This window comes from Agreia sp. VKM Ac-1783, assembly GCF_900177765.1.
GTDB lineage: Bacteria > Actinomycetota > Actinomycetes > Actinomycetales > Microbacteriaceae > Agreia.
This window is the reverse complement of record NZ_FXWI01000005.1, coordinates 185,825-206,278: the sequence shown is the minus strand read 5'-3', so window position 1 is coordinate 206,278 and position 20,454 is coordinate 185,825. Positions and strand designations below refer to the sequence as shown.

At 66.3% G+C, this 20,454-nt stretch carries 27 protein-coding genes; 12 read left to right on the top strand and 15 right to left on the bottom strand.

The genetic code is table 11. The features are described from left to right. Positions 1 to 86: 86 nt before the first annotated feature. On the bottom strand, positions 87 to 1,358 hold the full coding sequence (locus CCK87_RS16830; protein WP_086462635.1) for a DEAD/DEAH box helicase: 1,272 nt from the start codon (positions 1,356 to 1,358) through the stop codon (positions 87 to 89). Between the two features lie 103 nt (positions 1,359 to 1,461). Between CCK87_RS16830 and CCK87_RS16825 the strand changes: the two genes are divergently transcribed. Further along, the gene (locus CCK87_RS16825; protein WP_086462563.1) at positions 1,462 to 2,526 is read left to right on the top strand and encodes a hypothetical protein; all 1,065 of its coding nucleotides are present in this window, start codon (positions 1,462 to 1,464) and stop codon (positions 2,524 to 2,526) included. On the opposite strand, the gene CCK87_RS16820 is transcribed toward CCK87_RS16825, so the two are convergent. After that, positions 2,523 to 4,424: a cytochrome c oxidase assembly protein gene (locus tag CCK87_RS16820; RefSeq protein ID WP_086462634.1), complete on the bottom strand. Its 1,902-nt coding sequence runs from the start codon at positions 4,422 to 4,424 to the stop codon at positions 2,523 to 2,525. The two genes, CCK87_RS16825 and CCK87_RS16820, sit on opposite strands and share 4 nt — an antisense overlap. 161 nt (positions 4,425 to 4,585) lie before the next feature. Between CCK87_RS16820 and CCK87_RS16815 the strand changes: the two genes are divergently transcribed. After that, positions 4,586 to 5,371 (top strand): TetR/AcrR family transcriptional regulator, encoded by a 786-nt coding sequence (locus CCK87_RS16815; protein WP_212638256.1) that lies wholly within the window; start codon positions 4,586 to 4,588, stop codon positions 5,369 to 5,371. Between the two features lie 135 nt (positions 5,372 to 5,506). Here CCK87_RS16815 and CCK87_RS16810 read toward each other — a convergent pair whose 3' ends face one another. The 8 genes from CCK87_RS16810 to CCK87_RS16775 form a co-directional block, all read right to left on the bottom strand. Beyond that, positions 5,507 to 5,794 carry an HU family DNA-binding protein gene (locus CCK87_RS16810; protein WP_044443721.1) on the bottom strand — a complete coding sequence of 96 codons (288 nt, stop codon included), beginning with the start codon at positions 5,792 to 5,794 and terminating at the stop codon, positions 5,507 to 5,509. A gap of 233 nt (positions 5,795 to 6,027) precedes the next feature. Continuing rightward, complete coding sequence (gene rpsN / locus CCK87_RS16805; protein WP_044443722.1) at positions 6,028 to 6,333, bottom strand: 30S ribosomal protein S14; 306 nt, start codon at positions 6,331 to 6,333, stop codon at positions 6,028 to 6,030. 3 nt (positions 6,334 to 6,336) lie between these two features. Then, the gene (gene rpmG / locus CCK87_RS16800) at positions 6,337 to 6,504 is read right to left on the bottom strand and encodes a 50S ribosomal protein L33 (protein ID WP_055782315.1); all 168 of its coding nucleotides are present in this window, start codon (positions 6,502 to 6,504) and stop codon (positions 6,337 to 6,339) included. Further along, positions 6,504 to 6,740: a 50S ribosomal protein L28 gene (gene rpmB / locus CCK87_RS16795; protein ID WP_055782318.1), complete on the bottom strand. Its 237-nt coding sequence runs from the start codon at positions 6,738 to 6,740 to the stop codon at positions 6,504 to 6,506. Before rpmB ends, rpmG begins: the two co-directional genes overlap by 1 nt. A gap of 188 nt (positions 6,741 to 6,928) precedes the next feature. Then, positions 6,929 to 7,327, bottom strand: coding sequence for a transcriptional repressor (locus CCK87_RS16790; protein WP_086462562.1), 399 nt, complete (start codon positions 7,325 to 7,327; stop codon positions 6,929 to 6,931). Positions 7,328 to 7,403: 76 nt separating this feature from the next. Then, positions 7,404 to 8,276, bottom strand: coding sequence for a metal ABC transporter permease (locus CCK87_RS16785; protein ID WP_086462632.1), 873 nt, complete (start codon positions 8,274 to 8,276; stop codon positions 7,404 to 7,406). A 5-nt stretch (positions 8,277 to 8,281) separates the two neighbouring features. Continuing rightward, complete coding sequence (locus CCK87_RS16780; protein ID WP_249273961.1) at positions 8,282 to 9,133, bottom strand: metal ABC transporter ATP-binding protein; 852 nt, start codon at positions 9,131 to 9,133, stop codon at positions 8,282 to 8,284. A gap of 88 nt (positions 9,134 to 9,221) precedes the next feature. After that, positions 9,222 to 10,184, bottom strand: a complete 963-nt coding sequence (locus tag CCK87_RS16775; RefSeq protein ID WP_086462630.1) for a zinc ABC transporter substrate-binding protein — start codon at positions 10,182 to 10,184, stop codon at positions 9,222 to 9,224. A 96-nt stretch (positions 10,185 to 10,280) separates the two neighbouring features. Here CCK87_RS16775 and CCK87_RS16770 point away from each other — a divergent pair, with 96 nt between their 5' ends. The 3 genes from CCK87_RS16770 (at position 10,281) to CCK87_RS16760 (ending at position 11,805) form a co-directional block, all read left to right on the top strand. Continuing rightward, positions 10,281 to 10,880 carry a TetR/AcrR family transcriptional regulator gene (locus CCK87_RS16770; RefSeq protein WP_140162912.1) on the top strand — a complete coding sequence of 200 codons (600 nt, stop codon included), beginning with the start codon at positions 10,281 to 10,283 and terminating at the stop codon, positions 10,878 to 10,880. A gap of 17 nt (positions 10,881 to 10,897) precedes the next feature. Next, positions 10,898 to 11,167 (top strand): DUF3253 domain-containing protein, encoded by a 270-nt coding sequence (locus CCK87_RS16765; protein ID WP_086462629.1) that lies wholly within the window; start codon positions 10,898 to 10,900, stop codon positions 11,165 to 11,167. Positions 11,168 to 11,289: 122 nt separating this feature from the next. Beyond that, on the top strand, positions 11,290 to 11,805 hold the full coding sequence (locus CCK87_RS16760) for a GNAT family N-acetyltransferase (protein ID WP_249273955.1): 516 nt from the start codon (positions 11,290 to 11,292) through the stop codon (positions 11,803 to 11,805). 98 nt (positions 11,806 to 11,903) lie between these two features. On the opposite strand, the gene CCK87_RS16755 is transcribed toward CCK87_RS16760, so the two are convergent. Together CCK87_RS16755 and CCK87_RS16750 are read right to left on the bottom strand one after the other, a co-directional pair. Continuing rightward, positions 11,904 to 12,425, bottom strand: a complete 522-nt coding sequence (locus CCK87_RS16755; RefSeq protein WP_086462560.1) for a hypothetical protein — start codon at positions 12,423 to 12,425, stop codon at positions 11,904 to 11,906. Between the two features lie 5 nt (positions 12,426 to 12,430). Further along, positions 12,431 to 12,907 (bottom strand): hypothetical protein, encoded by a 477-nt coding sequence (locus CCK87_RS16750; RefSeq protein WP_086462559.1) that lies wholly within the window; start codon positions 12,905 to 12,907, stop codon positions 12,431 to 12,433. 146 nt (positions 12,908 to 13,053) lie between these two features. Between CCK87_RS16750 and CCK87_RS16745 the strand changes: the two genes are divergently transcribed. From CCK87_RS16745 to CCK87_RS16735, 3 genes are read left to right on the top strand one after another with little or no spacing between them, the layout of a single operon-like run. Continuing rightward, on the top strand, positions 13,054 to 13,587 hold the full coding sequence (locus CCK87_RS16745; RefSeq protein WP_086462558.1) for a TetR family transcriptional regulator: 534 nt from the start codon (positions 13,054 to 13,056) through the stop codon (positions 13,585 to 13,587). Beyond that, positions 13,584 to 13,934, top strand: coding sequence for an SMR family transporter (locus tag CCK87_RS16740; RefSeq protein WP_086462557.1), 351 nt, complete (start codon positions 13,584 to 13,586; stop codon positions 13,932 to 13,934). The genes CCK87_RS16745 and CCK87_RS16740 overlap by 4 nt, the downstream gene beginning before the upstream one ends. After that, positions 13,931 to 14,257, top strand: a complete 327-nt coding sequence (locus CCK87_RS16735; protein ID WP_170927337.1) for a multidrug efflux SMR transporter — start codon at positions 13,931 to 13,933, stop codon at positions 14,255 to 14,257. Before CCK87_RS16740 ends, CCK87_RS16735 begins: the two co-directional genes overlap by 4 nt. Positions 14,258 to 14,305: 48 nt before the next feature. Here CCK87_RS16735 and CCK87_RS16730 read toward each other — a convergent pair whose 3' ends face one another. Further along, positions 14,306 to 15,532, bottom strand: coding sequence for an MFS transporter (locus tag CCK87_RS16730; RefSeq protein ID WP_086462556.1), 1,227 nt, complete (start codon positions 15,530 to 15,532; stop codon positions 14,306 to 14,308). A gap of 140 nt (positions 15,533 to 15,672) precedes the next feature. Here CCK87_RS16730 and CCK87_RS16725 point away from each other — a divergent pair, with 140 nt between their 5' ends. Both CCK87_RS16725 and CCK87_RS16720 read left to right on the top strand, forming a co-directional pair. After that, positions 15,673 to 16,119: a MarR family transcriptional regulator gene (locus CCK87_RS16725; protein ID WP_086462555.1), complete on the top strand. Its 447-nt coding sequence runs from the start codon at positions 15,673 to 15,675 to the stop codon at positions 16,117 to 16,119. Positions 16,120 to 16,249: 130 nt separating this feature from the next. Further along, positions 16,250 to 16,999, top strand: coding sequence for a VIT family protein (locus tag CCK87_RS16720; protein ID WP_086462554.1), 750 nt, complete (start codon positions 16,250 to 16,252; stop codon positions 16,997 to 16,999). A gap of 10 nt (positions 17,000 to 17,009) precedes the next feature. On the opposite strand, the gene CCK87_RS16715 is transcribed toward CCK87_RS16720, so the two are convergent. Next, positions 17,010 to 17,507 carry a hypothetical protein gene (locus CCK87_RS16715; RefSeq protein ID WP_086462553.1) on the bottom strand — a complete coding sequence of 166 codons (498 nt, stop codon included), beginning with the start codon at positions 17,505 to 17,507 and terminating at the stop codon, positions 17,010 to 17,012. A gap of 107 nt (positions 17,508 to 17,614) precedes the next feature. On the opposite strand from CCK87_RS16715, the gene CCK87_RS16710 reads away from it, so the two are divergent. After that, complete coding sequence (locus CCK87_RS16710; protein ID WP_170927336.1) at positions 17,615 to 18,763, top strand: low temperature requirement protein A; 1,149 nt, start codon at positions 17,615 to 17,617, stop codon at positions 18,761 to 18,763. Positions 18,764 to 18,835: 72 nt separating this feature from the next. Here the strand turns inward: CCK87_RS16710 and CCK87_RS16705 are convergent, their stop codons facing one another. Next, complete coding sequence (locus tag CCK87_RS16705; protein ID WP_086462551.1) at positions 18,836 to 19,348, bottom strand: VOC family protein; 513 nt, start codon at positions 19,346 to 19,348, stop codon at positions 18,836 to 18,838. A gap of 103 nt (positions 19,349 to 19,451) precedes the next feature. On the opposite strand from CCK87_RS16705, the gene CCK87_RS16700 reads away from it, so the two are divergent. Further along, complete coding sequence (locus tag CCK87_RS16700; RefSeq protein WP_086462550.1) at positions 19,452 to 20,453, top strand: WYL domain-containing protein; 1,002 nt, start codon at positions 19,452 to 19,454, stop codon at positions 20,451 to 20,453. Position 20,454 lies beyond the last annotated feature (1 nt).

Below are 20,454 nucleotides of genomic sequence, written 5' to 3'. Positions count from 1 at the left end.
TCAGCGGTGGTGCACCAATCGATACCGACGGTATCAGACTGCGAAAACTCTGTGAGTTGCAATGGCAGCACCTATCGACGCGGGCGCTACTGTCCGCGCGACATAAAGCGCTTGACGGCGGGGTCGACCGAGATGTCGGCGGGGCGCAGTGGTCGGGTGAGGTAGAGCCCGTCGAGCGAGGTGAGTCGTGACAGCGCGACGTAGGTCTGGCCCGCGCTGAACACGCGCTGCCCCAGATCGACGATGGCCTGGTCGTAGGTCTTGCCCTGGCTCTTGTGAATGGTGACGGCCCACGCGAGGCGCAGCGGAAACTGCGTGAACTCGCCGATGACGTTCTTCGTGAGCTTCTTGTCGTCGGCCGAGTACGAGTAGCGGTGCTTCTCCCAGCTCACGGGGTCGACCTCGTGCACCTCGCCGTCGATCTCGACCCAGATCGAGCCCGCCTTGCTGATCTTCGAGACGACGCCGACCGACCCGTTGACCCAGCGCTGCTCTGAATCGTTGCGCAGGAACATGACCTGCGCACCGACTTTGAGCTCGAGCGCCTCCTCGGCCGGATAGTTGCGGCCCCCGAAGTCGCCCGATACCTCGGCGTTCGCGGTGCGCACTTTGCCGGGCAGCCGCTTCAGCGCCTCGGCGTTGATGCGGTTCACGGCATCGTTGCGCGTGGCCAGGGTGATCGTGCCGTCGCTGGGAGGAGTTCGGGCACCCGCGCCGTTGAGCGCATCCGCTATCTCTTTCGTCACCTGGCCGTGACGCACTGCGTTGAGCATGAACTTGAAGTCGTCGTCGTGCTGACGATGGATCTCGGTGAGCTCGACGACCGTGAGCGGGACCTCGCTCCACACCTTCGCGTCGAAGAACCACATCGAGCGGTAGTGGTCGGTGAAATACGCGCGCTCATCGGAATCGCCCGGGACAGGAGCCAGCTGGTAAGGGTCTCCGAACAGCACCACCTGAACCCCGCCGAACGGAACGGTCGGCTTGTGGCGAGCCTTGCGCAGAGAGCGATCGATCGCATCCATCAGGTCGGCGTTCACCATCGAGACCTCGTCGATGACGAGCGTGTCGATGGTGTTGAGCATCTTGCGCACATCGCCGTTCTGCTCGATGTCGGAGTCGGCGATGACCCCGATCGGCAGCCGGAACAGCGAGTGGATGGTCTGCCCGCCCACGTTGAGCGCGGCGACGCCCGTGGGAGCCGAGATCACGAGCTGCTTCTCGGTGTTCCAGCTGAGGTGATTGAGAAGCGTCGATTTTCCTGTGCCCGCGCGGCCCGTGACGAACACGTGGTTCTTCGTCGACTCGATCAGATCGAAGACGCGCTTCTGCTCGGCTGACAGATCGGGAAGGGACACGCGGAACGACTTTCTGTGCACGGCGACGAGGGGAGGACATCCAATCTACCGGGCGTGTCCTCCGGCGAGGCGGGCCCACGGCGGCATTGCCTAGACTGACCCCATGGATGTGCATGTGCAGAAGCGGCGCATCTCATCGACGCAGGTCGTGTTGGCCTGGTGCGGCTCGCTGCTGCTGCTCATCGGAGTATTCGCGGGCGGGGTTCTCGCACTCAACCTCACCGTGTTCAGCTCGAGTGGATTCGTCACCACCTACCTGCAGACGCTCGGGGCGCGCGACGTCGACGGCGCACTCTCCATGCCCGGCGTCGACCTCCCGAGCGACCTGACCCCCGATTCTGCGGGTGCGGCTCTGCTCAAGCGCAACACACTCGGCACCATCAGCAAGATCCGCATCACCGACGACACCGATCTCGGCTCCGGTGTTCATCGCGTGACCGCGAGCTACACGCTCGAGGGCGCAGATCGCCAGTCCGCACGAACCCAGAGCGAGTTCGTCGTCGAGCACGACAGTATGAACTTCGGCGTCTTCAGCCAGTGGCGCTTCAAAGAGTCTCCCGTGGCGACGCTCTCGCTCGCGGTGACCAACACGACCAGCGTGACGGTGGGCACCGGCGAGCTCGAGGCATCCGATCTCGGCGCCGGCGCCGGCGCATTCGGGGCCGGGGGGCGGTTCACGGTGCTCGTGCCCTCGCTCGTGGTTCTGTCGCACGAGTCGCACTATCTCACCAGCGACACCGTGGCCGTGGCCCTCGCCTCACCTGGCGAGACGGAGAGCGGCATGGTCAAGGCCGTTCCCAATGATCTCTTCACGAAGGCCGTCTCCGACCAGCTCACCGGTTTTCTCGACGACTGCGCGGCCCAGAAGGTGCTGTTCCCGGTGGGCTGCCCCTTCTCGAAGAGCATCAGCGATCGCATCGAGGGCGATCCGAGCTGGTCGATCGTCACCTATCCACAGATCAAGGTGGTGGCCGGCCCGTCGTCCTGGCTTTTGTCAGAGAACTCCGGAGCGGCCCACATCGATGTTGAGGTGAAGTCGCTGTTCGATGGCACCGTGTCGGCGTTGAGCGAGGATGTCCCCTTCTCGCTGAACTACGCGATCTCGCTCGACGACGCGGGGCAGATCACGTTCACTGCCCGCTCGCAGAATATGGCGCAGCCCAACTAGCGTCGGGAGTTCAGGCGCTCGAGCATCGCGTTGTACTCGCCGAGCTCCGCCTCGTTCGTGCGGTCGGCCGTGCGATCGCGGCGGGTCGTCTCTTTCTTGTCCTGCTTGCTCCACTGGATGGCGACGGCGATCGCAAGGATGACGGTCGGGATCTCGCCCACACTCCAGGCGATTCCTCCGCCGGCCTGCTGGTCTTCGATGGCGCTCACGCCCCACGGCCTGCCCATCGCGCCGTACCAGTCCGCGAGCAGGAGCCCGTTTCCGGTCATCATCGCGAGTCCGAAGAAGGCGTGGAAGGCCATGACTGCGAGCAGGAGCAGCAGCCTGAACGGGTAGGGGAAGCGGTAGGGCACGGGGTCTACGCCGATGAGCGCCTGAACGAGTAGGTAACCGGTGACGAGGAAGTGGGCGATCATCCACTCGTGGCCGATGTGATCGACGGTCGCCCACCGGAACAGCGGTGAGTAGTAGAAGAGCCAGAGGCTGCCGGCGAAGAGCAGGGCTGCCACGATCGGATTGGCGAGGAACGAGCCGACCTTGGAGTGCACCGCGAGGAGGACCCACTCGCGACCGCCGCGCGTGCCGTCTTGTCGCTTGGCGACCGCGCGCATGATGAGGGTGATCGGAGCCGCCGGAACAAGCAGCAGCGGCACCATCATGCTCAACGTCATGTGCCCGAGCATGTGCACGCTGAAGAGGTACTTCTCGTAGACGTTCACTCCACCGTTGGTCACGTAGAACAGCAACAGCATGCCGGCGACCCAGAGAATGCTGCGGTGAATGGGCCAGGTATCTCCGCGCTTGCGCAGACGGCGTACGCCGGCCAGGTAGAACACGATGCCGAATCCGCAGAGCAGAATCCAGAGCAGGTCGAAGTTCCACTCGGTGAAGTAGCGCGAGAACACGAGCTCGGGCGGCAGCTGCTCGCCGGTGAGGATCTGCGCCGGAGTCTGCACGGCGGGGATCGTCTGGTCTACGGGCGGGGCCGAGCGGCCGAGAGCCGCGGCGGCGCCGGAGGCGATACCCATGAACGCCAACTCGACGACGGCGATCTTCCAGAAGAAGTAGCGTCGGCCCGACTCGGCGAGGCGGCCGATGAGCGAGCGACGGTAGGCGGCGCCGAAGATGCCGAGCGCGATAAGCGCCCCCACCTTGATGAGAACGAGCAGACCGTAGGGAGTCAGCAGACGATCGAGGCTGCCGATGCGCAATTCGGCGCTGACATAACCGGATGCCGCGACCACGATGAACGCGACCAGCGCCACGGTCGAATACCGCGAGACGACCGACAGCATGCGGTCGTTGTCGAGCTGAGGCGAGATGATCACCAGCACGAGAAGACCGCCGAGCCAGACCGCCGCGAAGACGAGGTGAAGGCCGAGCGCGGTGATCGCGGCGTCGTGGCCGGTCGTTCCGGCCGCGTGGCCCTGCTGCGCCATGGGCACGAGCATGACCACCGCGAGCACACCCACGAACACGAGAGCCGTCACGTTGCGCACCGCGAAGCACAGCACGGTGACGGCCGCAGCTATGAGCGTCGTGATGAGCCAGGCCTGGCCGATCTCGACCTGGGTCAGAAACTGGCCGAGCAGCTCACCGTAGGAATTGTCGAAGCGCACGGACTTGACCGTGAGCTGCATGAAGGTGAGAAAGCCCGTGGCCGCCGAGGCCACCGTGAGCACAGCAGCCGATCCCGCTGCCACATCGAGTGCCCGGTTGAATTCGGGCTTGTCAGAGCGCAGGGCGAAGACGGCGAGCATCAGGGCGCCGAGCACGCCCGCGGCCCCGAGGTTGACGATCATCTTGGTGACCGGAATGCCATAGCGCACGACCGGGCCGGGATCTTGCAGCAGCTGGGCGTCCGCGCCGCCGGCGATGCGCAGGCCGACGAACAGCATCACGAATCCCACCGCGAGGAGCACGGCGGGACCAACGGTTCGAACGACTCTCGGCACCCGTCAACTTTACGCGGCATTCCTGTGCGCCTCGCCCGTTCAGACTGCCCACATGCGGCGTGGCAAATGGATGCCTCATTCCACTCGATCTACACTCGACACCCATGAGCACCGACACGATGCCGCCCACCGATGCGCCCGCTCCGAACCGCCCGGCGCTCACGGCAAAAGGGGCGGCCACCCGGCTCCGCATCATCGAGGCCGCAGCCGCACGCATCCGGACTCGGGGCGCAGCCGGCACCAGCATCGACGATGTTCGGGCCGACGCCAAGGTCAGCGCATCGCAGCTCTACCACTATTTCTCTGACAAGAAAGAGCTCGTGCGCGCGGTCGTGGCGCACGAAGCCGCTGTAGCCATCGCGGAGCAGCAGCCGCACCTCGAATCGATCGACAGCATCGAGTCGCTGCGATCGTGGCGCGATGCGGTCGTCGCTCAGGCTCGCGATCGCGTCGGACACGGCTGGTCGCCGCTCGGCTCGCTCGCCAGCGAGCTCGTCGATACCGATCCGGATGCCCGGGCTGGGCTGGTCGAGGGTTTCGACCTCTGGCTCGCGCTGGTCGAGAACGGCCTCCAGGCCGTGCGTGCCGCGGGAGCGCTGCGCGACGATGCCGACCCACGAAGCCTCGCCGTCGGCCTGCTCGCTGCACTTCAGGGCGGGCTGCTGATCGCTCGGCTCCACGAGCAGACCGCGCCCCTCGAGACGGCACTCGATGCCGCTATCGCCCGCATCGAGAGCTTCGCGCCTGAACGGCAGGCGGGTGATCCGTCGCGACAGCCGCTGGCCCCCGCGGTCAGACGCACGCCCGCGTCGCCAGCACGGGCATCCGGTGCCCCGCCCGCTGCCGCACCTCGCACGCCGATGCGCCCCCGCCGCCCGCTGGCGCGATGACCCCCGCCCGTCGGGCCCGCTGACCCCGCCCGTCGAGACGCCGCCCCTTCGACAGGATCAGGGAACGGACGCCGTTAAACACCTCAGGGGCGCCCGCGTGAAGCGGGCACCCCTGAGGATGAAGAATCGAAAAGACTACTTGGCGGCAGCCTTGAGCTTCGAGCCAGCGGAGATCTTGACCGAGTGACCGGCGGCGATCTGGATGGCCTCACCCGTCTGCGGGTTGCGACCGGCGCGGGCTGCACGCGAGGTGCGCTCGACAGCGAGCCATCCCGGGATGGTGACCTTGACGTCGTTGCCGACCGACTCCGCGAGCGTCGCGAAGAGGGCGTCGAGAACCTCGTTGACAGCGGACTGCGTCTGGCCGGATGCAGCGGCGACCTGGGCGACGAGCTCGGTCTTGTTGAGTGACTTATCAGCCATGGGTGTCCTCCTCGGACCTTGTGCTGCGAAAAGCAGCTCTAGAAACGAAACGGTGGAAACCTTGAGTAGGCCACACGTCTGGTCTGTTGACCGTGACGAATGTATCAGAGATCGCCGGGATTTCGCGGATTACCGCGCCTCAGCGACCACACGACACCCCTGAAACGCGAAAAAGGATGCCGACCCGATGGGCCGACATCCTTTTTCAGATGCTCAGTGCGAGAAGCTCTGGATTACCAGGAGCTCTTCGTGATGCCGGGCAGCTCGCCGCGGTGGGCCATGTCACGGAAGCGAACACGGCTGATGCCGAACTTCGTGAGCACACCACGGGGGCGGCCGTCGACCGCGTCACGGCTGCGCACGCGCACCGGTGAGGCGTTCTTGGGCAGCTTCTGCAGGCCGAGGCGGGCGGCCTCGCGCTCGGCGTCGGTCGACGTCGGGCTGACGAGGGCCTTCTTCAGCTCAAGGCGCTTGGTGTTGTAACGAGCGACGATGACTTTACGCTGCTCGTTCTTTGCAATCATGCTTTTCTTGGCCATGTGTTACCTCTCCTCCCGGAAGTCGACGTGCTGGCGGATGACCGGGTCGTACTTCTTGAGCACGAGGCGGTCGGGGTTGTTGCGGCGGTTCTTCTTGGTGACATAGGTGTAACCCGTGCCGGCCGTCGAACGCAGCTTGATGATCGGACGAACGTCCTGTGACTTAGCCATTAGATTTTCTCCCCACGGGCGAGAAGATCTTTGACAACGCTCTCGATGCCGCGTGCGTCGATGACCTTGATGCCCTTGGTGCTGAGCTGCAGGGTCACGTTACGACGAAGCGACGGAACGTAGTACGTCTTCTTCTGGATGTTCGGGTCGAACCGGCGCTTCGTGCGACGGTGCGAGTGCGAGATGTTGTGTCCGAAGCCGGGAATGGCGCCGGTCACCTGGCAGGTTGCTGCCATGATTTCCTCCATAGTTACCGTAGAAAAACGCAGTTGCCCACGCGTTCTACCCAAGATTGCTTGTCGGCACACGTCTGCCCCTAATGAAACAGGTGGGGGTTGGTGTACATGCGAGTGGAGATGCCACTCGACCAGCTACCGAGTTTAGGCGACCGGCCGGATGCGCGCAAGTACGCGCCTGTGCGGGTTCAGCCGGCGGGCGTCGGAACGCAGGAATTGCAGAAGCCGAAGATGTCGACCACGTGCTCGGGGCGGGAGAAGCCGTGCAGAGCGGCCGTCTTGCGCGCCCACGACTCGACCTCGTCAGCTTCGATCTCGACCGTGAGGCCGCAGCTGCGGCAGATGAGGTGATGGTGATGCCCCGTGCTGCACGCTCGGTAGAGGCTCTCGCCGTCGGGCGACTGCAGCGAGTCGGCCTCGCCCTCGTTCGCCAGGTCGGCCAGTGCACGGTAGACCGTGGCCAGGCCGATGGGCGAGCCGGTGGAGTGCAGATTGGAATGGAGACCCTGGGCGCTCACAAAGCCGATCTGTGTGCCGAGTGCGGCACGCACCGCCTCGCGCTGCCACGTATTGCGCTTCACGACCATGATCTACCTCCGGGGTCACGTATGACCGAAATCCCCTCAATCTTAACCCGCGTCGCCGACGTTCGGCCCGGCATCCTCACGCCACCGCCTTTCGACCCGAGATGCCCCTTCGCGCCCGCGATGCCGCGATGATGCGGCAGATCACGTAGATGGCGAACGAGATCGTCGTGACGTAGGGGCTGATGGGCACCGATCCGCCGAGTGCCAGCATGATTCCGCCGACGAGAGAGAGCACGGCGAAGAGCATGCTGAGGAGGGGAACCACGATCGGCGACGACGATACCCTCAACGCGGCGGCGGCAGGAGTGACGAGAATCGACAACACGAGCAGCGAGCCCACGACCTGCACCGAGACGGCCACCGCCAGGCCGAGCAGCAGCATGAAGACGATCGAGAGCGTCTGCACCGAAACGCCGCGTGCTGCGGCCACGTCTGCATCGACGCTCGCGAAGGTGAGCGGGCGCCACACCACGAGCAGGCCGACCACCACGACGATCGAGATCGCGATAAGCGAGTTGAGCCTGGGGTCGTCTACGGCCACAATCTGGCCGGTGAGCAGGCCGAACTTGTTGGCGCTGCGGCCCGGATAGAGGGCCAGACACAGGATTCCGAGCCCCAGCCCGAAGGGCATCAGCACGGCGATGATCGAGTTGCGATCGCGAGACTTCGCCCCGAGAAAGCCGATGATCAGGGCGGCGACGATCGAGCCGATGAGAGAGCCCTCGACCACTCCGACTCCGAAGAGCAGACCGGCGGACGCGCCGGCGAACGACAGCTCGCTGATGCCGTGCACGGCGAAGGCCATGTCGCGCGACATAACGAACACGCCGATGAGGCCGCCCACGATACCGAGCACGGCGCCGGCGATGATCGAGTTCTGCAGAAGTACGATCAAGTCTCCGTAGTCGGAGAAGTTGAAGATCTGCGACCAGAGGTCAGACCAGTCGATACCGTTCACGATCGCGGCCCGCCGCCCTGCGCGGTCGATCCGATCGGGCCGTTGCCGCCGGGGTCGTCGTCGTGGTGATGATGCCCGTCGTGCCCGTGGCCGGCATCCGGAACCCCGACCACGATCACGCGGCCGCGCGTGCGGATGACGTCGACGGGCGAGCCATAGAGTTCGGAGAGCACCTCGCTGCGCAGCACCTCGTCGGGCGTTCCGATGCGGAAGGATCCGCCGGCGAGATACAGGACGCGGTCGACCATGTCGAGAATGGGATTGATGTCGTGCGTCACGAAGAGCACACCGAGGTCGCGCTGCCGACGATGCGTGTCGATGAGTTCGGAGACGGCGCGTTGATGCGCGAGATCGAGAGAGAGCAGCGGCTCGTCGCAGAGCAGCAGACGCGGATTGCCCGCGAGCGACTGCCCGACGCGCAGGCGCTGCTGCTCGCCACCCGACAGAGTCGAGACGGCCACATTCGCGTACTCGGATGCCCCGACGGATGCGAGCAGCTCGTCGACCTCGCGGCGTCGCGCCGCCCGGGGCAGCGGAAACCCGAAGCGGTGGCCGTCGACGCCGAGGGCGACGAGATCGCGGCCGCGCAGCGGGGCACCCTCATCGGCGAGCTTCTGCTGCGGGATGTAGCCGATGCGGCGATTTCCTCGTGTGACGGGAGAGCCCTCGAAGGTCATCGTTCCGGCACTCAGGTGCTGCTGGCCCAGGATGACCTTCAGCAGACTCGACTTGCCCGATCCGTTGGCTCCGAGCACGGCGATGAATTCGCCCGAGCGAACGTCGAAGTCGAGGTCGTGCCAGAGCCGACGATCACCGAATTGAAGCGCGCCGCCCCGCACACGCAGCACGACGTGTCGTGGTGCATTGCGGGGCGGCGGGGCGGCTTCTGCGTCGGCCCGCGCCGACTTCGCGCCGAAGATCTTCACTCGGTGAAGACTACTTGCCGCTGAGCGCGCCCTGAAGCGCGTTGAGGTTCGTCGTCATCCAGCTGATGTAGTCGGAGCCGGCGGGGAGCGTCTCGGTGACGGGAACGACCGGCACCTTCGAGTCTTTCGCGGCGGTCAGCACGAGTTCGGTCTGGGCGCCGGAGGTCTGCTCGTTGTAGACGAGTACCTTGACCTCTCCAGAGGAGAACTGGTCGGTGGTCTGCTTGAGCACGTCGGCGGGAACATCGGTGCCCTCCTCGATCGCCTCGCTGAAGGCGGTCGGCGTCTTGTTGACGAGACCCGCGGCGGTGAGCATGTAGAGCGGAACGGGCTCGGTGATCGCGGCGCCTGCACCGGCGAAGGATGCCTTGATGTCCTTCTCCTGCTGTTCGAGCGCGGTGAGCTGCACCTCGAACGTCTCGGCGTTCTTCTCGTAGCTCGTGGCGCCCTCGGGATCGATCGCGCTGAGCTGGTTGACGAGTTCGTCGGTGAGCTTCTGCACGGTGGGGAAGTCGTACCAGACGTGCTCGTTGAACTCTCCCTCGGCGGGCTTCTGGTCGAAGCCCGAGATGTCGGCGGCGTTGAGCACCGGCGCGACCTTGTTGTCGGCAGCAGAGAGCATCTTCTCGACGAAGTCGTCGTAGCCGCCGCCGTTCTCGATCACCAGCTGAGCCTTCGAGAGCGAGAGCTGCGTGCGGGCGTCTGCCTCGTACTCGTGCGGGTCTTTGTCTGGATCGTCGATGATCGACGTCACGCTCACCCGGTCGCCACCGATCTGCTTGGCGATATCGCCGTAGACGTCGGTCGATGCGACGATGCGCACGCCCGAGTCGTTCGTCGGCGCGTCGGTTGCTCCAGCATCGGTGGATGCCGATGCGCAGCCGGAGAGGGCGAGTGCGGTGGCCGCGGCGAGCGCGGTGATAGAGAGGAGTTTTTTCACGGGTGGGGTGAGCCGTTCTAGGTCGAATGTCATGCGGGTCATTTTTGAAAATAGCTTTATTGATAATGATTGTCAAAGTCAGGACGACCTTCGGGGGGAACCAGCGGCTAAGGCTCCTACACTCGCTGTGTGGACACCCGCCAAAGAAAGACCCGTGCTCGGCTCGCCTCAGCCGTGCTGTCGCTGGCGGCCGACAGGCAGGCGAGCGAGATCACGGCATCCGAGATCGCCATCGCGGCCGAGATCAACCGCTCCACCTTCTACCAGCACGCCGCGTCGCCCGCGGCACTGCTCGAGGGCGTACTGCGCGCCGAACTCGACGAACTTCGCACCACGCACCTCGCCGAGGCCGATCTCACAACCGTGCGTCAGGCATCCGAAGCGATCACCCACGCGACCGTCGCGGTTCTGCAGCACGTGGACTCGCACGCCTCCATCTATATCCGGGGGCTCGGCAAGTCGAGCGGATCGGCGAGCCTGCAGCCGATGCTCAGCCAGCACTTCGCCGAGACGGTCACCCTACTGCTCGACCGGCACGCGATCACGGTGCCCGAGTCCGCGATCGTCTCTCCCGAGGGGTTCGTCGCGAACGCTGCCGCCCGCTTCATCGCCAACGGCACGGTCGGGGCTCTCGAGGCCTGGCTCTCTACCCCCGCGCCCCGCAGCACAGATGCGTTCATGGCCGCCTATCAACTCTTTCTGCCGAGCTGGTGGCCGCGCAGCAGCTGAGGGCGCACACTGGAATCATGTCCTCCGGCTCGAATCCTGAGATCGACCGCCGCTTGGAGCAGACGATCATCGATCTGCTCGAGAAGCGTGCGCTCACGTCGACAATCTGCCCCTCGGATGCAGCGCGGGCCGTCGGCGACGACGACTGGCGCGATCTGATGGATGCGTCGCGCAGCGCCGCGGCTCGCCTCGTCGCACAGGGCGAGGTCGAGATCACCCAAGGTGGCGAGCCGGTCGATCTGGCGACGGCCCGCGGACCGATCCGCATCCGGCGCCTGCGCCCCTGACGCCGAGTGCGGGTGTTGCCGCGTTACGCGGTGGCACAACCACCGCGCCCGGCGAGAACACCCGCGCTCGAGCGGTCGCGTACCCCGTTGCGCGAGTGTGGGCATCCCGCTAGCCTCGCCCGGTGAAGTCAGAATTCAGGATCGACCGCATCGCCGAGGGCGACTGGCAGCGTCTACGCGATCTGCGCCTCGAGATGCTCGCCGACACCCCGCTCGCCTTTCTCGAGACCCTCGAGAACGCCCGCCGCGAGCCGGAGGCGGAGTGGCGCTCCCGCGCGTCGCGCACACAGCGCGAGGGCAGCCTCGGCCTCGCGGCGGTAGACACCTCGACCGGCGCCTGGCTCGGCACGATGAGCTGCTACCTCGACGGTCACGGCGACGCCATGCTCGTGAGCGTCTACGTCACGCCCGCCTGGCGGGGCAGGGCCCGAGGCCTCACGGATGCGTTGCTGGACCAGGTGGAGGCATGGGCGCGCGCCGCCGTTCCCGAGGGGAATCTACGACTGCACGTGCACGAGGACAACCCGCGAGCGCGCTCCTTCTATACGCGACGGGGCTACGTCGAAACGGGCGAAACGATCCCCTATCCCCTCGACCACACGCAGAACGAGGTCGAGATGGTGCTCGCGCTGCGCTGAGCCGCTGACTGCGGCGGCGCCTCGCCTCAGGATGTACCGAGGCGGACAAGGGGTACCGGCACACCTGTACCCCTTGTCCGCCTCGGGCCCTACTCGCGTCAGATCAGACGCTCCCGGTGCCACGAACGTCGCCGAATGTCGTGCAGGGCAACGGGCTGCTCCACGACGAATGCCAGCAGGTCGCCGGCCCGGATGTCCGCAGGCAGCGTCGCGCGCAGCTCGCCCCGCCGCGGCGTGGGTCGAAGGGTGAACGCGCACTGCGCATCCGACGAACGGCGACCGATCAGCCGCACCGCCTCGGCGACGGGCTCGCATCCGTCGAGCTCCGCGTCAAGCCAGATATCGGCGCCCGCGCCGTCACTCGAGGGCGTGACGAGCTCAACCGCGGCCACGACGACCGCGCAGAACCGCTGGGATTCGCCCTCTCGATCGATCGCCGACTCACCCCGATCGATCGCCTCGACGACGCGAGTGCACGGCGTTCCGACGGCTCGCGCCATGCCGACCATCGATTCCCCGACGACCCGGATGTCGTCTCCGAGCGCCTGTGCATCGCGCGGCCAGAATCGTCGATCGAGGCCGCGCTTCTGGGTGCGCCCATAGCGCGCGACGGTGGACATGAGGCTCACGAGACCCCGCCCGACCGCAGCTGACGACGGCAGACCGCACCGCGGCACGGGATAGCGATGAGGTCGTCGACGCGGAGGTCGGCAGGCAGCACCGCGGACTGCTCGGAAGAGAGCGAGAAGGGCACCGAGTGCTGCGTCGACACGCGGCCGATGAGGCGCGCCTCCGACGCGTGAGCCTGCACGCGCGTGATGTCGGCATCCAGAACCAGCACGCCGTCGGCGGCGATCTCGACGACTCTCGCCACGACGACCGACGACTGCTCGATGTCTGACGGTCGCCCGTGCGTGCCCGGCACCACGGCGGCCGCGATGTGCACGCACGGGGTGTCGCAGAGCTCGACGAGGCGCAGCAGCGACACTCCCGAGACGACGACATCGGTGGTGGTGAGATGCGTCCACTCGGGCCAGCGATCGATGACGAACGGGTCGGGGATGCTTTTTCTGAGCGAGGGGAGAAGAGAAGTGAGGGTCACAGATGCAGGTCTACGCCGGTCATCGTCGGCCGTGAAGGCGTCCTAACGGAATCCGAGCGGGCGAGGCCGGAATCTTGACGCCTTCCGTTCGGCGCTCTCAGGATCCCTCAAGCAAACTATACCGTACGTACGGTACAGTTGTCGTCATGAGATCGAGTTCACGAGAAGACATACTGAACGCCGCATTGAGAGTCGTCGACGCCAGCGGAGGCGCGGACATCACCTATCAGTCGGTGGCAACGGAGGCCGGGCTGACCAAAGCGGGCCTGATGTACCACTTCCCCAGCAAAGACGCCATGATGGTGGCCGTCATCGAGCACGTGATCGAGCGCTGGCAGGCCGAACTCCAAGAAGTACTCTCCGTGCCCCTCGCCGAATCGAGCCTCGAGCAGCGCGTCGACGCCTTTGTGCGGTTCGCGAGCGAAGGCGGCGTCACTTCGGGCGAGTTCGTGGTCTTCTCCGAAGCGGTGCGCAGGCCCGATCTCTCGCAGCCGTGGCTCGACTACCTGCACACCTGGTTCGACTTCGACGCTCGAGACAGCACAGGCCTCCTTCTCGTGTGGCTCGCGGCGAACGGCCTCTGGATCGCAGAGTCCACAGGCATCCTGACCCTCGACGCGGATCGCCGCACCGAACTCGTCGGGCGACTGCTCGCGCTCATCGAGAGGAACCCCGAATGAGAAAGTGGCTGGTTCTCACGGGCGCGATTTTGCTGGAGGTGACGGCGACCCTGTCTCTTCGCGCGGCGCTCGACGACCCATGGTGGGCGATTCTCGCGGTGCTCGGTTACATCGGAGCGTTCATCGCCCTGTCGCACCTTCTGCGCATCGGCGCCCCCATCGGAGTCGTCTACGGCATCTGGGCCGCTGCGGGCGTCGCCCTGACCGCGGTCTTCGCGTCACTCGTCTTCGGCGAGGCATTCACCTTTCTGATCGGCCTCGGCATCGTCATCGTGGTCGCCGGCGTCGTGCTGGTCGAGACCGGCCATCCGCGATCCGAGAAGACGAAGACGGAGGTCGGGTCATGATCTGGCTTCTGCTCATCGGCGCCATCATCACCGAAGTCGCCGCGACCATGTCGCTCCGCGCCTCCGAAGGCCTGCGCAAGAAGAGGTGGATCGCTCCCGTCGCCGTCTTCTACATCACGGCCTTCACCCTGCTGACCTTCTCGCTGTCGGCCGGCATGCCCGTCGGGATCGCCTATGGAATCTGGGCCGCATCCGGTGTCGCCCTGACCGCGATCGGAGCGCGCGTCTTCTTCAAAGAACGGCTCACGCCCCGCATGCTCGCCGGAATCGCGTTGATCGCGGTGGGCGTGCTCGTGATCGAGCTGGGCAGCCAGGCCCACTGAGAGGCGCCATCGTCGAGGGTGGGTATCGGCGCCAACTCCGGCCACTCGCTACCGGTCGACAGGCAGCGGATGCCCCGAACCGGCGCAGACCGGAGCAGCAACGTCCGCATCCGTGGGCGAGGCGGAGCGCTTCACGGCAGCCGCAGCGGGAATGACCACCGCGAGCGCCAGGAGAGTGAGCCCCGCTCCCGCCCAGATCGGTGCTGTGTAACCGAGCCCCGCCGCGATGGCGAGTCCGCCGAGCCACGCGCCGAGAGCGTTGCCCAGGTTGAAAGCTCCGATGTTCGCTCCCGAGACGAGGGTGGCGGCGCCGGAGCCGGCCGAGCGCATCACGCGCATCTGCAGAGCCGGAACGGAGGCGAACCCGAAACCTCCCATGAAGAAGAGGGCGATGATCGTGGCGAGCTGGCTCTGGGCCGTCAGGGCGAAGGCGAGCAGCACGACCGCGAGGGCCGCCAGAACGACGATGAGCGTCGCATCCAGAGCCCTGTCTGCTGCCTTGCCGCCCACGAAGTTGCCGATGAACAGCCCCACTCCGAACAACACCAGCAGCCACGGAACGGCGCTCGAGGCGAAGCCCGATACGTCGGTGAGCACGTAGGCGATATAGGTGAAGGCGCCGAACATTCCCCCGTAGCCGAGCACGGTGATGGCGATCGAGAACCAGACTTGAGGGGCGCGGAAGGCACCGAGCTCTGCGCGCAAGCTCGGGGCGTCGGCCGCGGCGCCCGCCGAACGGGGTACCAGGGCGAGGATGCCGGCGAGCGCGATCACGCCGATGACCGTGATGGCCCAGAACGTGGAGCGCCATCCGAAAGCCTGACCGAGGAACGTGCCGAACGGAACACCGAGCACATTGGCCGCGGTCAAGCCCGTGAACATGATGGCGATCGCACTGGCCTTCTTGTTCGGGGCGACCATGCCGGCCGCAACGACCGAACCGATGCCGAAGAATGCTCCATGGCAGAGCGCGGCCACGACTCTGCCTGACAGCATCAGTTCATAGCTGGGCGCCACGGCCGAGATGAGGTTGCCGGCCACAAAGAGCGCGAGCAGACCCTTAAGCACGTTCTTGCGCGGCAGGCGAGTGACGAGCGCGGGAATCGCAAGAGCACCGACGACGACGCTGAGGGCATAGCCGGTGATGAGCCACCCCGCCGCCGCCTCGGTGACAGCGAATTCGCTCGCCACCTCGGGCAGCAGACCCATGATGACGAACTCGGTGAGTCCGATTCCGAACCCTCCGATGGCAAGGGCGATGAGACCGAGGGGCATGCGTGACTCCGTGTGCGATTCGATGAGGCTTCACGCACTCGGGTAGAGCGCGTACGCTAGTATTTGCAAGCGCGGGCTAAATCATTGCACACGCATTTATGCCGCGCAAGCAACTACTTTGTCGGAGCACCGGAGGAACCATGGGAATCGCAGACGACGCCGTCGAGATCCGCTCTCAGGGCTGGCGCACGCTGGCCGCTCTGCACGGACTCATCGAGAGCGAACTCGAGCGCGCGCTCACCTCGGGCGTCAATCTCTCGGTTGTTGAATACACGGTTCTGGATGCGCTCAGCCGCCAGCACGGCTGGCACATGCGCATGCAGCAGCTGGGCCGCGCCACGGCTCTCAGCCCCAGCGCCACGACGCGTCTCGTGAACCGGCTCGAAGAGCGCGGACTGCTCACCCGCGTACTGTGCGCCGACGATCGACGCGGGATCTACACCGAGCTGACCGAGCCGGGCCAGGCGCTGCTCGCCGACGCTCGTCCGGTGCATGAGCAGACGTTGGAGCGCGCGCTGAGCGAGGCCCGTGACATGCCCGAACTCGCGCCCCTCGTCGACGCACTCCCGACGCTCAACCGGGAGTAGCCACATCCGCGCCTGTTCGGTCGATCCGCCCCTGGTCGTCTAGGAGCGAATGCACCGAACTGGCGCGGATGCCGGTGTGGTGAGGCTTACCGACGTTGTTCGGGCGGACCGAGAGTGCTTAGGTGGCGATATGTCCACCGATATCCCCGGCGATCCCGCGGCGACAGAAGTCGCGGCTCACGACAATGAGCCGCACCGCAGCGGCCTCGCCCAGCGACTCAACTGGCTTCGCGCCGGGGTGCTCGGCGCCAACGACGGCATCGTCTCCGTGGCATCCATCGTGGTCGGCGTCGCCGGCGCCACGAGCGACTCTGGGCCCATCCTCACCGCGGGCATCGCCGGCCTCGTCGGCGGAGCAATCTCTATGGCGCTCGGGGAGTACGTCTCGGTGAGCAGCCAGAGCGACAGCGAGCGGGCCCTCATCGCGAAGGAACGACAGGAGCTCGAGCAGATGCCGGAGGAAGAGCTCGAGGAACTCGCTGGACTCTACCGAGCGAAGGGTCTCAGCGAGGAGACGGCCCACCAGGTCGCGGTCGAACTCACCCAGCACGACGCCCTCGCGGCGCACCTGTCGGCGGAACTCAACATCGACGAGAGCGACGTGGTGAGCCCCTGGCACGCGGCGGCGGCCTCAGCAGCGGCCTTCACGATCGGAGCGATCCTGCCCCTGCTGGCGATCCTGCTTCCCCCTCCCGAGTGGCGCGTGCCGGTGACGTTCGTCGCCGTGCTCGTGGCCCTCGCCATCACGGGCGCCGTCTCGGCGCAGATCGGCGGCAGCTCGCGGATCCGCGCGGTGACACGAGTGGTGCTCGGTGGAGCCTTGGCGCTCATCGCGACCTATTCGGTCGGAGCGCTGCTCGGCGCATCTGGTGTGGTGTAGCGCCCGGCACTCAGCCCCCGAAGAGCTTGCCGAAGAGGCCCTTCTTCTTGGCCTCCCAGCCACCCTGTTCGAGCGCTGCGATCAGCGGCTGCTTGATCTCGTCGGTCGTGAACGAGTATCCATACGTGAATCCGTCGTGGGTGCCCTGGCGGTCGGTCGTGCGAGCGGCTGACCCGACTCCGAACGAGAAGCTCTTCTTGCTCTCCCGACCCTTGAAAGTCGAGGTCGAGCCGCCGATGCTGAATCCGCCCCCGCCCGTGCTTCGGATTCTCGACTCGCTCTGCGTGTCGGTCTCGTCGAACTCCCACTGCGCCTCGGCGCCGTCGAGCGTGACCCGCAGCTCGTAGGAGGAGTCGATGGTGCCGGCCGCGGTGATCGCCGCCCACTTCACATCCGCGTACTTCCACACCGCCTGGATGCCATACGGCGCGGCCTGGTAGACGAACGGGAGCTCGTCGCTGTTGAGCGCGAGGACGCGCGCCTGTGCCTGTTCGAATGTGTCTGCCATGACTCATAACCTAGGCCAGTCCCTGCCTCGGCGGAATGCTATCGACGGTCTATGCTCGGCCATACATTCCCTCACCGGCTCCACTGCTTCCTCCGGAGGTGTACGCCATGTCGACGACACAGACGATCACGGGCACCAGCCGGCGAGTGCACTGGCTCGAGCTGTTCTTCGACCTCGTGATCGTGGCCTACATCGGCCAGATCGCCCACACGATGCACGGCGATCCATCGTGGATGGACGCGCTGGTCTTCGTCGGTTTTCTCGCCGCCGCCTGGTGGGCGTGGGTGAACGCGACCCTCACGATGAACCTCTTCGGCGCGCGCGTAAGCGCCACCATGTGGATCTCCGTCACCATCGCCATGCTCTCGATCGGCGTGATGGCTGCGTCGGTTCCGGATGTCCTCGGTGATCGAGCCGGCGCATTCGCGATCGGCAACGCCGTCATCCGGATCATCTGGGCGGTGCCGTGGCTCATCAATCGCCGCACGATAGGCGCTCCGTGGTGGCGCTCGGCGCTCTACTGCGGCATCCCAGCAGCGCTGTGGTTGGCCTCGATCGCGGTCGCGCCACCCTGGCAGTACGCGCTGTGGGCCGCAGCGGTGGCGGTCGAGGTCGTGCTGCTCGTCTTCCTCAACGGCGAACAAGCCTGGCTGCGCACAGCACTCGACGTCGATCACCTCGCCGAACGCGTGGGCCTGCTCGTGGTGATCGTCTTCGGCGAGTCGGTCTTGACCACCATCGCCGAGCTCGACTCGCACTGGACGCCGATATCGGGCCTCGCCGCCCTCCTGGGGTTCGCGGCCGTCTCGATGCTCGCCTGGTTCTACTTCACCTACGCCACCTCATCTGTCGAGAGCGGGTTGAAGAGACTGCAATTGCGCGGGAACGTCGGCGGACTGCGCGACACGGTGATGTACCTGCCGTTCCTGTTGGTGGCAGGCATCACGCTGTTCGCGTCGGCGCTGGGCACAGCGGTCGCCGAAGCCGGACACCACCTGGCTCCGGGCGCCGCGGTCTCCCTCAGCGCCGGAATCAGCCTGTTCTTCGTGGCGAGCGCTGCTGAATCGCTGCGCTACCGCGCTCCGTGGGGAGAGATCGTGGCCTGGGGTCCGGCAGGCATCGTCTTGCCCTGGATTCTGCTGCCCCTCTCGACACACCTCGACTCCGAAGCACTCGTCGCAGCAGCGGCCGGGATCATCGCCCTCGTGCTCGCGTGCATCGCCATCAATGCGCGACGCATCCGCACGAACAGGTGACATGTCGCAGATGGCGCGCGCGACTCGAGCGCAGCCGGCCATCTGCGACATCTCACCGCGCTTCAGCTACGACTACTCAGCCGGATAGGCCGCCGCCACGTCGAGGATCCAGGTCACACCGAAGCTGTCGGTGAGCATGCCGAAGCCCGGGCTCCAGGCGGATGCTGCCAGCGGCTCGACGATGGATGCGCCGACCGACAGCGCGCTCCAATAGCCCTCGACTTCGGCGAGAGTCTCGCCGCGCACCGACACGAAGAACGACTGATCAGTGATGGTCATGCCGTTCTCGCGGTGAGTGCCGGCGCGACGAGTGCCCGCACCGGCCGCGATGTCAGCGGTGGCCGCGCCAGCGGCATCCGGAGCATCGCCCGCCTGCCCCGGGATGTCGTAGGCCATGACCCGGAAGCCGGCCTCGCTCTCGACCTGGCCGAAGACCACGTTCTGAGCTCCCGGAGCCTCGGCGGGCATGCCGAAGTCGCTGTAGCTGGCGATCGTGATGCTGCCACCGAAGACCGAGTGGTAGAACTCGAGCGCCTCGCGCGCCTGGCCGGCGAAGTTGAGGTGGGTTGTGGTGGTGATGCTCATGACTGCTCCTGACGGTGAGGGTGCCGGCGCGGTTGCCCGACGACATCCACTGTCGCAGCGGTATAGGCCAGTTCTTGTCCTAGACCGGATCTAGGATCGGAACATGGCCTCGACCTCGCGACTCCTCACGTTGCTGTCTCTGCTGCAGACCCGGCGCGACTGGCCGGGAGCCCTGCTCGCAGAGCGACTCGACATCAGTCACCGCACGGTGCGCCGTGACGTCGATCGCTTGCGCGAGATGGGCTACAGCATCCAGGCCACGATGGGGCCGGATGGCGGATACCGCCTCGACGCGGGCAGCGAGTTGCCGCCGCTACTGTTCGACGACGAGCAGGTCGTCGCGCTGGCCGTGGCGCTGAAGGCGGCGGCCGTGAGCGGTGTCGCGGTCGAGGAGGCAGCCCTGCGCGCGCTGACGACGGTTCGGCAGGTCATGCCGTCGCGGTTGCGGCACAGGCTCGACGCGCTCGAGTTCGAGGCGATAGCGGCGGCGGGCCAATCGGCGAAGGTCTCGGTGACACCGGATGCGCTGATCGCCCTCTCGGCGGCGGTGCGGGGGCGCGAGGTGCTGCGCTTCGACTACGAGAGCAGTGGATCGGACTCGAGCCGAGTAGACGGCGGCGACGCCGCGGCCGCGGCCCCTCAACCACCCCGTCGCGTCGAACCGCACCACCTCATCACCGCGAGCGGGCGCTGGTACCTGTTGGCCTGGGATCTCGACAGGGCGGACTGGCGGGTCTTCCGAGCCGATCGCATCCGACCACGCACGCCGACCGGGCCGCGCTTCGTTCGGCGCGAGGTGCCGGGCGGCGATGCGCGCACGTTCGTCTCGGCGCGATTCAAAGGTTCCGCGAGCGCCAATTCGTGGCCGTGCCGAGGCACCGTGATTCTCGGCCTGCCCGCGCGCGACGTGCTGCCGTTCGCTGGCGATGGAGTCGTCGAGGACGTCGGCGGCGACAGCTGCAGCCTGACCGCCGGGTCGTGGTCGTGGAGAGCGCTGGCCGCCTCGCTCGGACGGTTCGATGCATCGATAGAGGTCGTCGAACCCCCGCAGCTGGCGACGGCGTTCGGCGAACTGGCCGAACGCTACACCGCAGCCGCGAACTGAC

Bases quoted from the DNA above. Each gene is read 5' to 3' on its own strand.
- CCK87_RS16825 (WP_086462563.1), top strand. From the start codon at position 1,462: ATGGATGTGCATGTGCAGAAGCGGCGCATCTCATCGACGCAGGTCGTG.
- CCK87_RS16820 (WP_086462634.1), bottom strand. From the start codon at position 4,424: ATGCTGTTCGTCGGCCTGCGCATCGCCGGCGGCGCGGACGCCCAGCTG.
- CCK87_RS16815 (WP_212638256.1), top strand. From the start codon at position 4,586: ATGAGCACCGACACGATGCCGCCCACCGATGCGCCCGCTCCGAACCGC.
- CCK87_RS16810 (WP_044443721.1), bottom strand. From the start codon at position 5,794: ATGGCTGATAAGTCACTCAACAAGACCGAGCTCGTCGCCCAGGTCGCC.
- rpsN (WP_044443722.1), bottom strand. From the start codon at position 6,333: ATGGCCAAGAAAAGCATGATTGCAAAGAACGAGCAGCGTAAAGTCATC.
- rpmG (WP_055782315.1), bottom strand. From the start codon at position 6,504: ATGGCTAAGTCACAGGACGTTCGTCCGATCATCAAGCTGCGTTCGACG.
- rpmB (WP_055782318.1), bottom strand. From the start codon at position 6,740: ATGGCAGCAACCTGCCAGGTGACCGGCGCCATTCCCGGCTTCGGACAC.
- CCK87_RS16790 (WP_086462562.1), bottom strand. From the start codon at position 7,327: ATGGTCGTGAAGCGCAATACGTGGCAGCGCGAGGCGGTGCGTGCCGCA.
- CCK87_RS16775 (WP_086462630.1), bottom strand. From the start codon at position 10,184: ATGACATTCGACCTAGAACGGCTCACCCCACCCGTGAAAAAACTCCTC.
- CCK87_RS16765 (WP_086462629.1), top strand. From the start codon at position 10,898: ATGTCCTCCGGCTCGAATCCTGAGATCGACCGCCGCTTGGAGCAGACG.
- CCK87_RS16755 (WP_086462560.1), bottom strand. From the start codon at position 12,425: ATGTCCACCGTCGCGCGCTATGGGCGCACCCAGAAGCGCGGCCTCGAT.
- CCK87_RS16745 (WP_086462558.1), top strand. From the start codon at position 13,054: ATGAGATCGAGTTCACGAGAAGACATACTGAACGCCGCATTGAGAGTC.
- CCK87_RS16740 (WP_086462557.1), top strand. From the start codon at position 13,584: ATGAGAAAGTGGCTGGTTCTCACGGGCGCGATTTTGCTGGAGGTGACG.
- CCK87_RS16735 (WP_170927337.1), top strand. From the start codon at position 13,931: ATGATCTGGCTTCTGCTCATCGGCGCCATCATCACCGAAGTCGCCGCG.
- CCK87_RS16730 (WP_086462556.1), bottom strand. From the start codon at position 15,532: ATGCCCCTCGGTCTCATCGCCCTTGCCATCGGAGGGTTCGGAATCGGA.
- CCK87_RS16725 (WP_086462555.1), top strand. From the start codon at position 15,673: ATGGGAATCGCAGACGACGCCGTCGAGATCCGCTCTCAGGGCTGGCGC.
- CCK87_RS16720 (WP_086462554.1), top strand. From the start codon at position 16,250: ATGTCCACCGATATCCCCGGCGATCCCGCGGCGACAGAAGTCGCGGCT.
- CCK87_RS16715 (WP_086462553.1), bottom strand. From the start codon at position 17,507: ATGGCAGACACATTCGAACAGGCACAGGCGCGCGTCCTCGCGCTCAAC.
- CCK87_RS16710 (WP_170927336.1), top strand. From the start codon at position 17,615: ATGTCGACGACACAGACGATCACGGGCACCAGCCGGCGAGTGCACTGG.
- CCK87_RS16705 (WP_086462551.1), bottom strand. From the start codon at position 19,348: ATGAGCATCACCACCACAACCCACCTCAACTTCGCCGGCCAGGCGCGC.
- CCK87_RS16700 (WP_086462550.1), top strand. From the start codon at position 19,452: ATGGCCTCGACCTCGCGACTCCTCACGTTGCTGTCTCTGCTGCAGACC.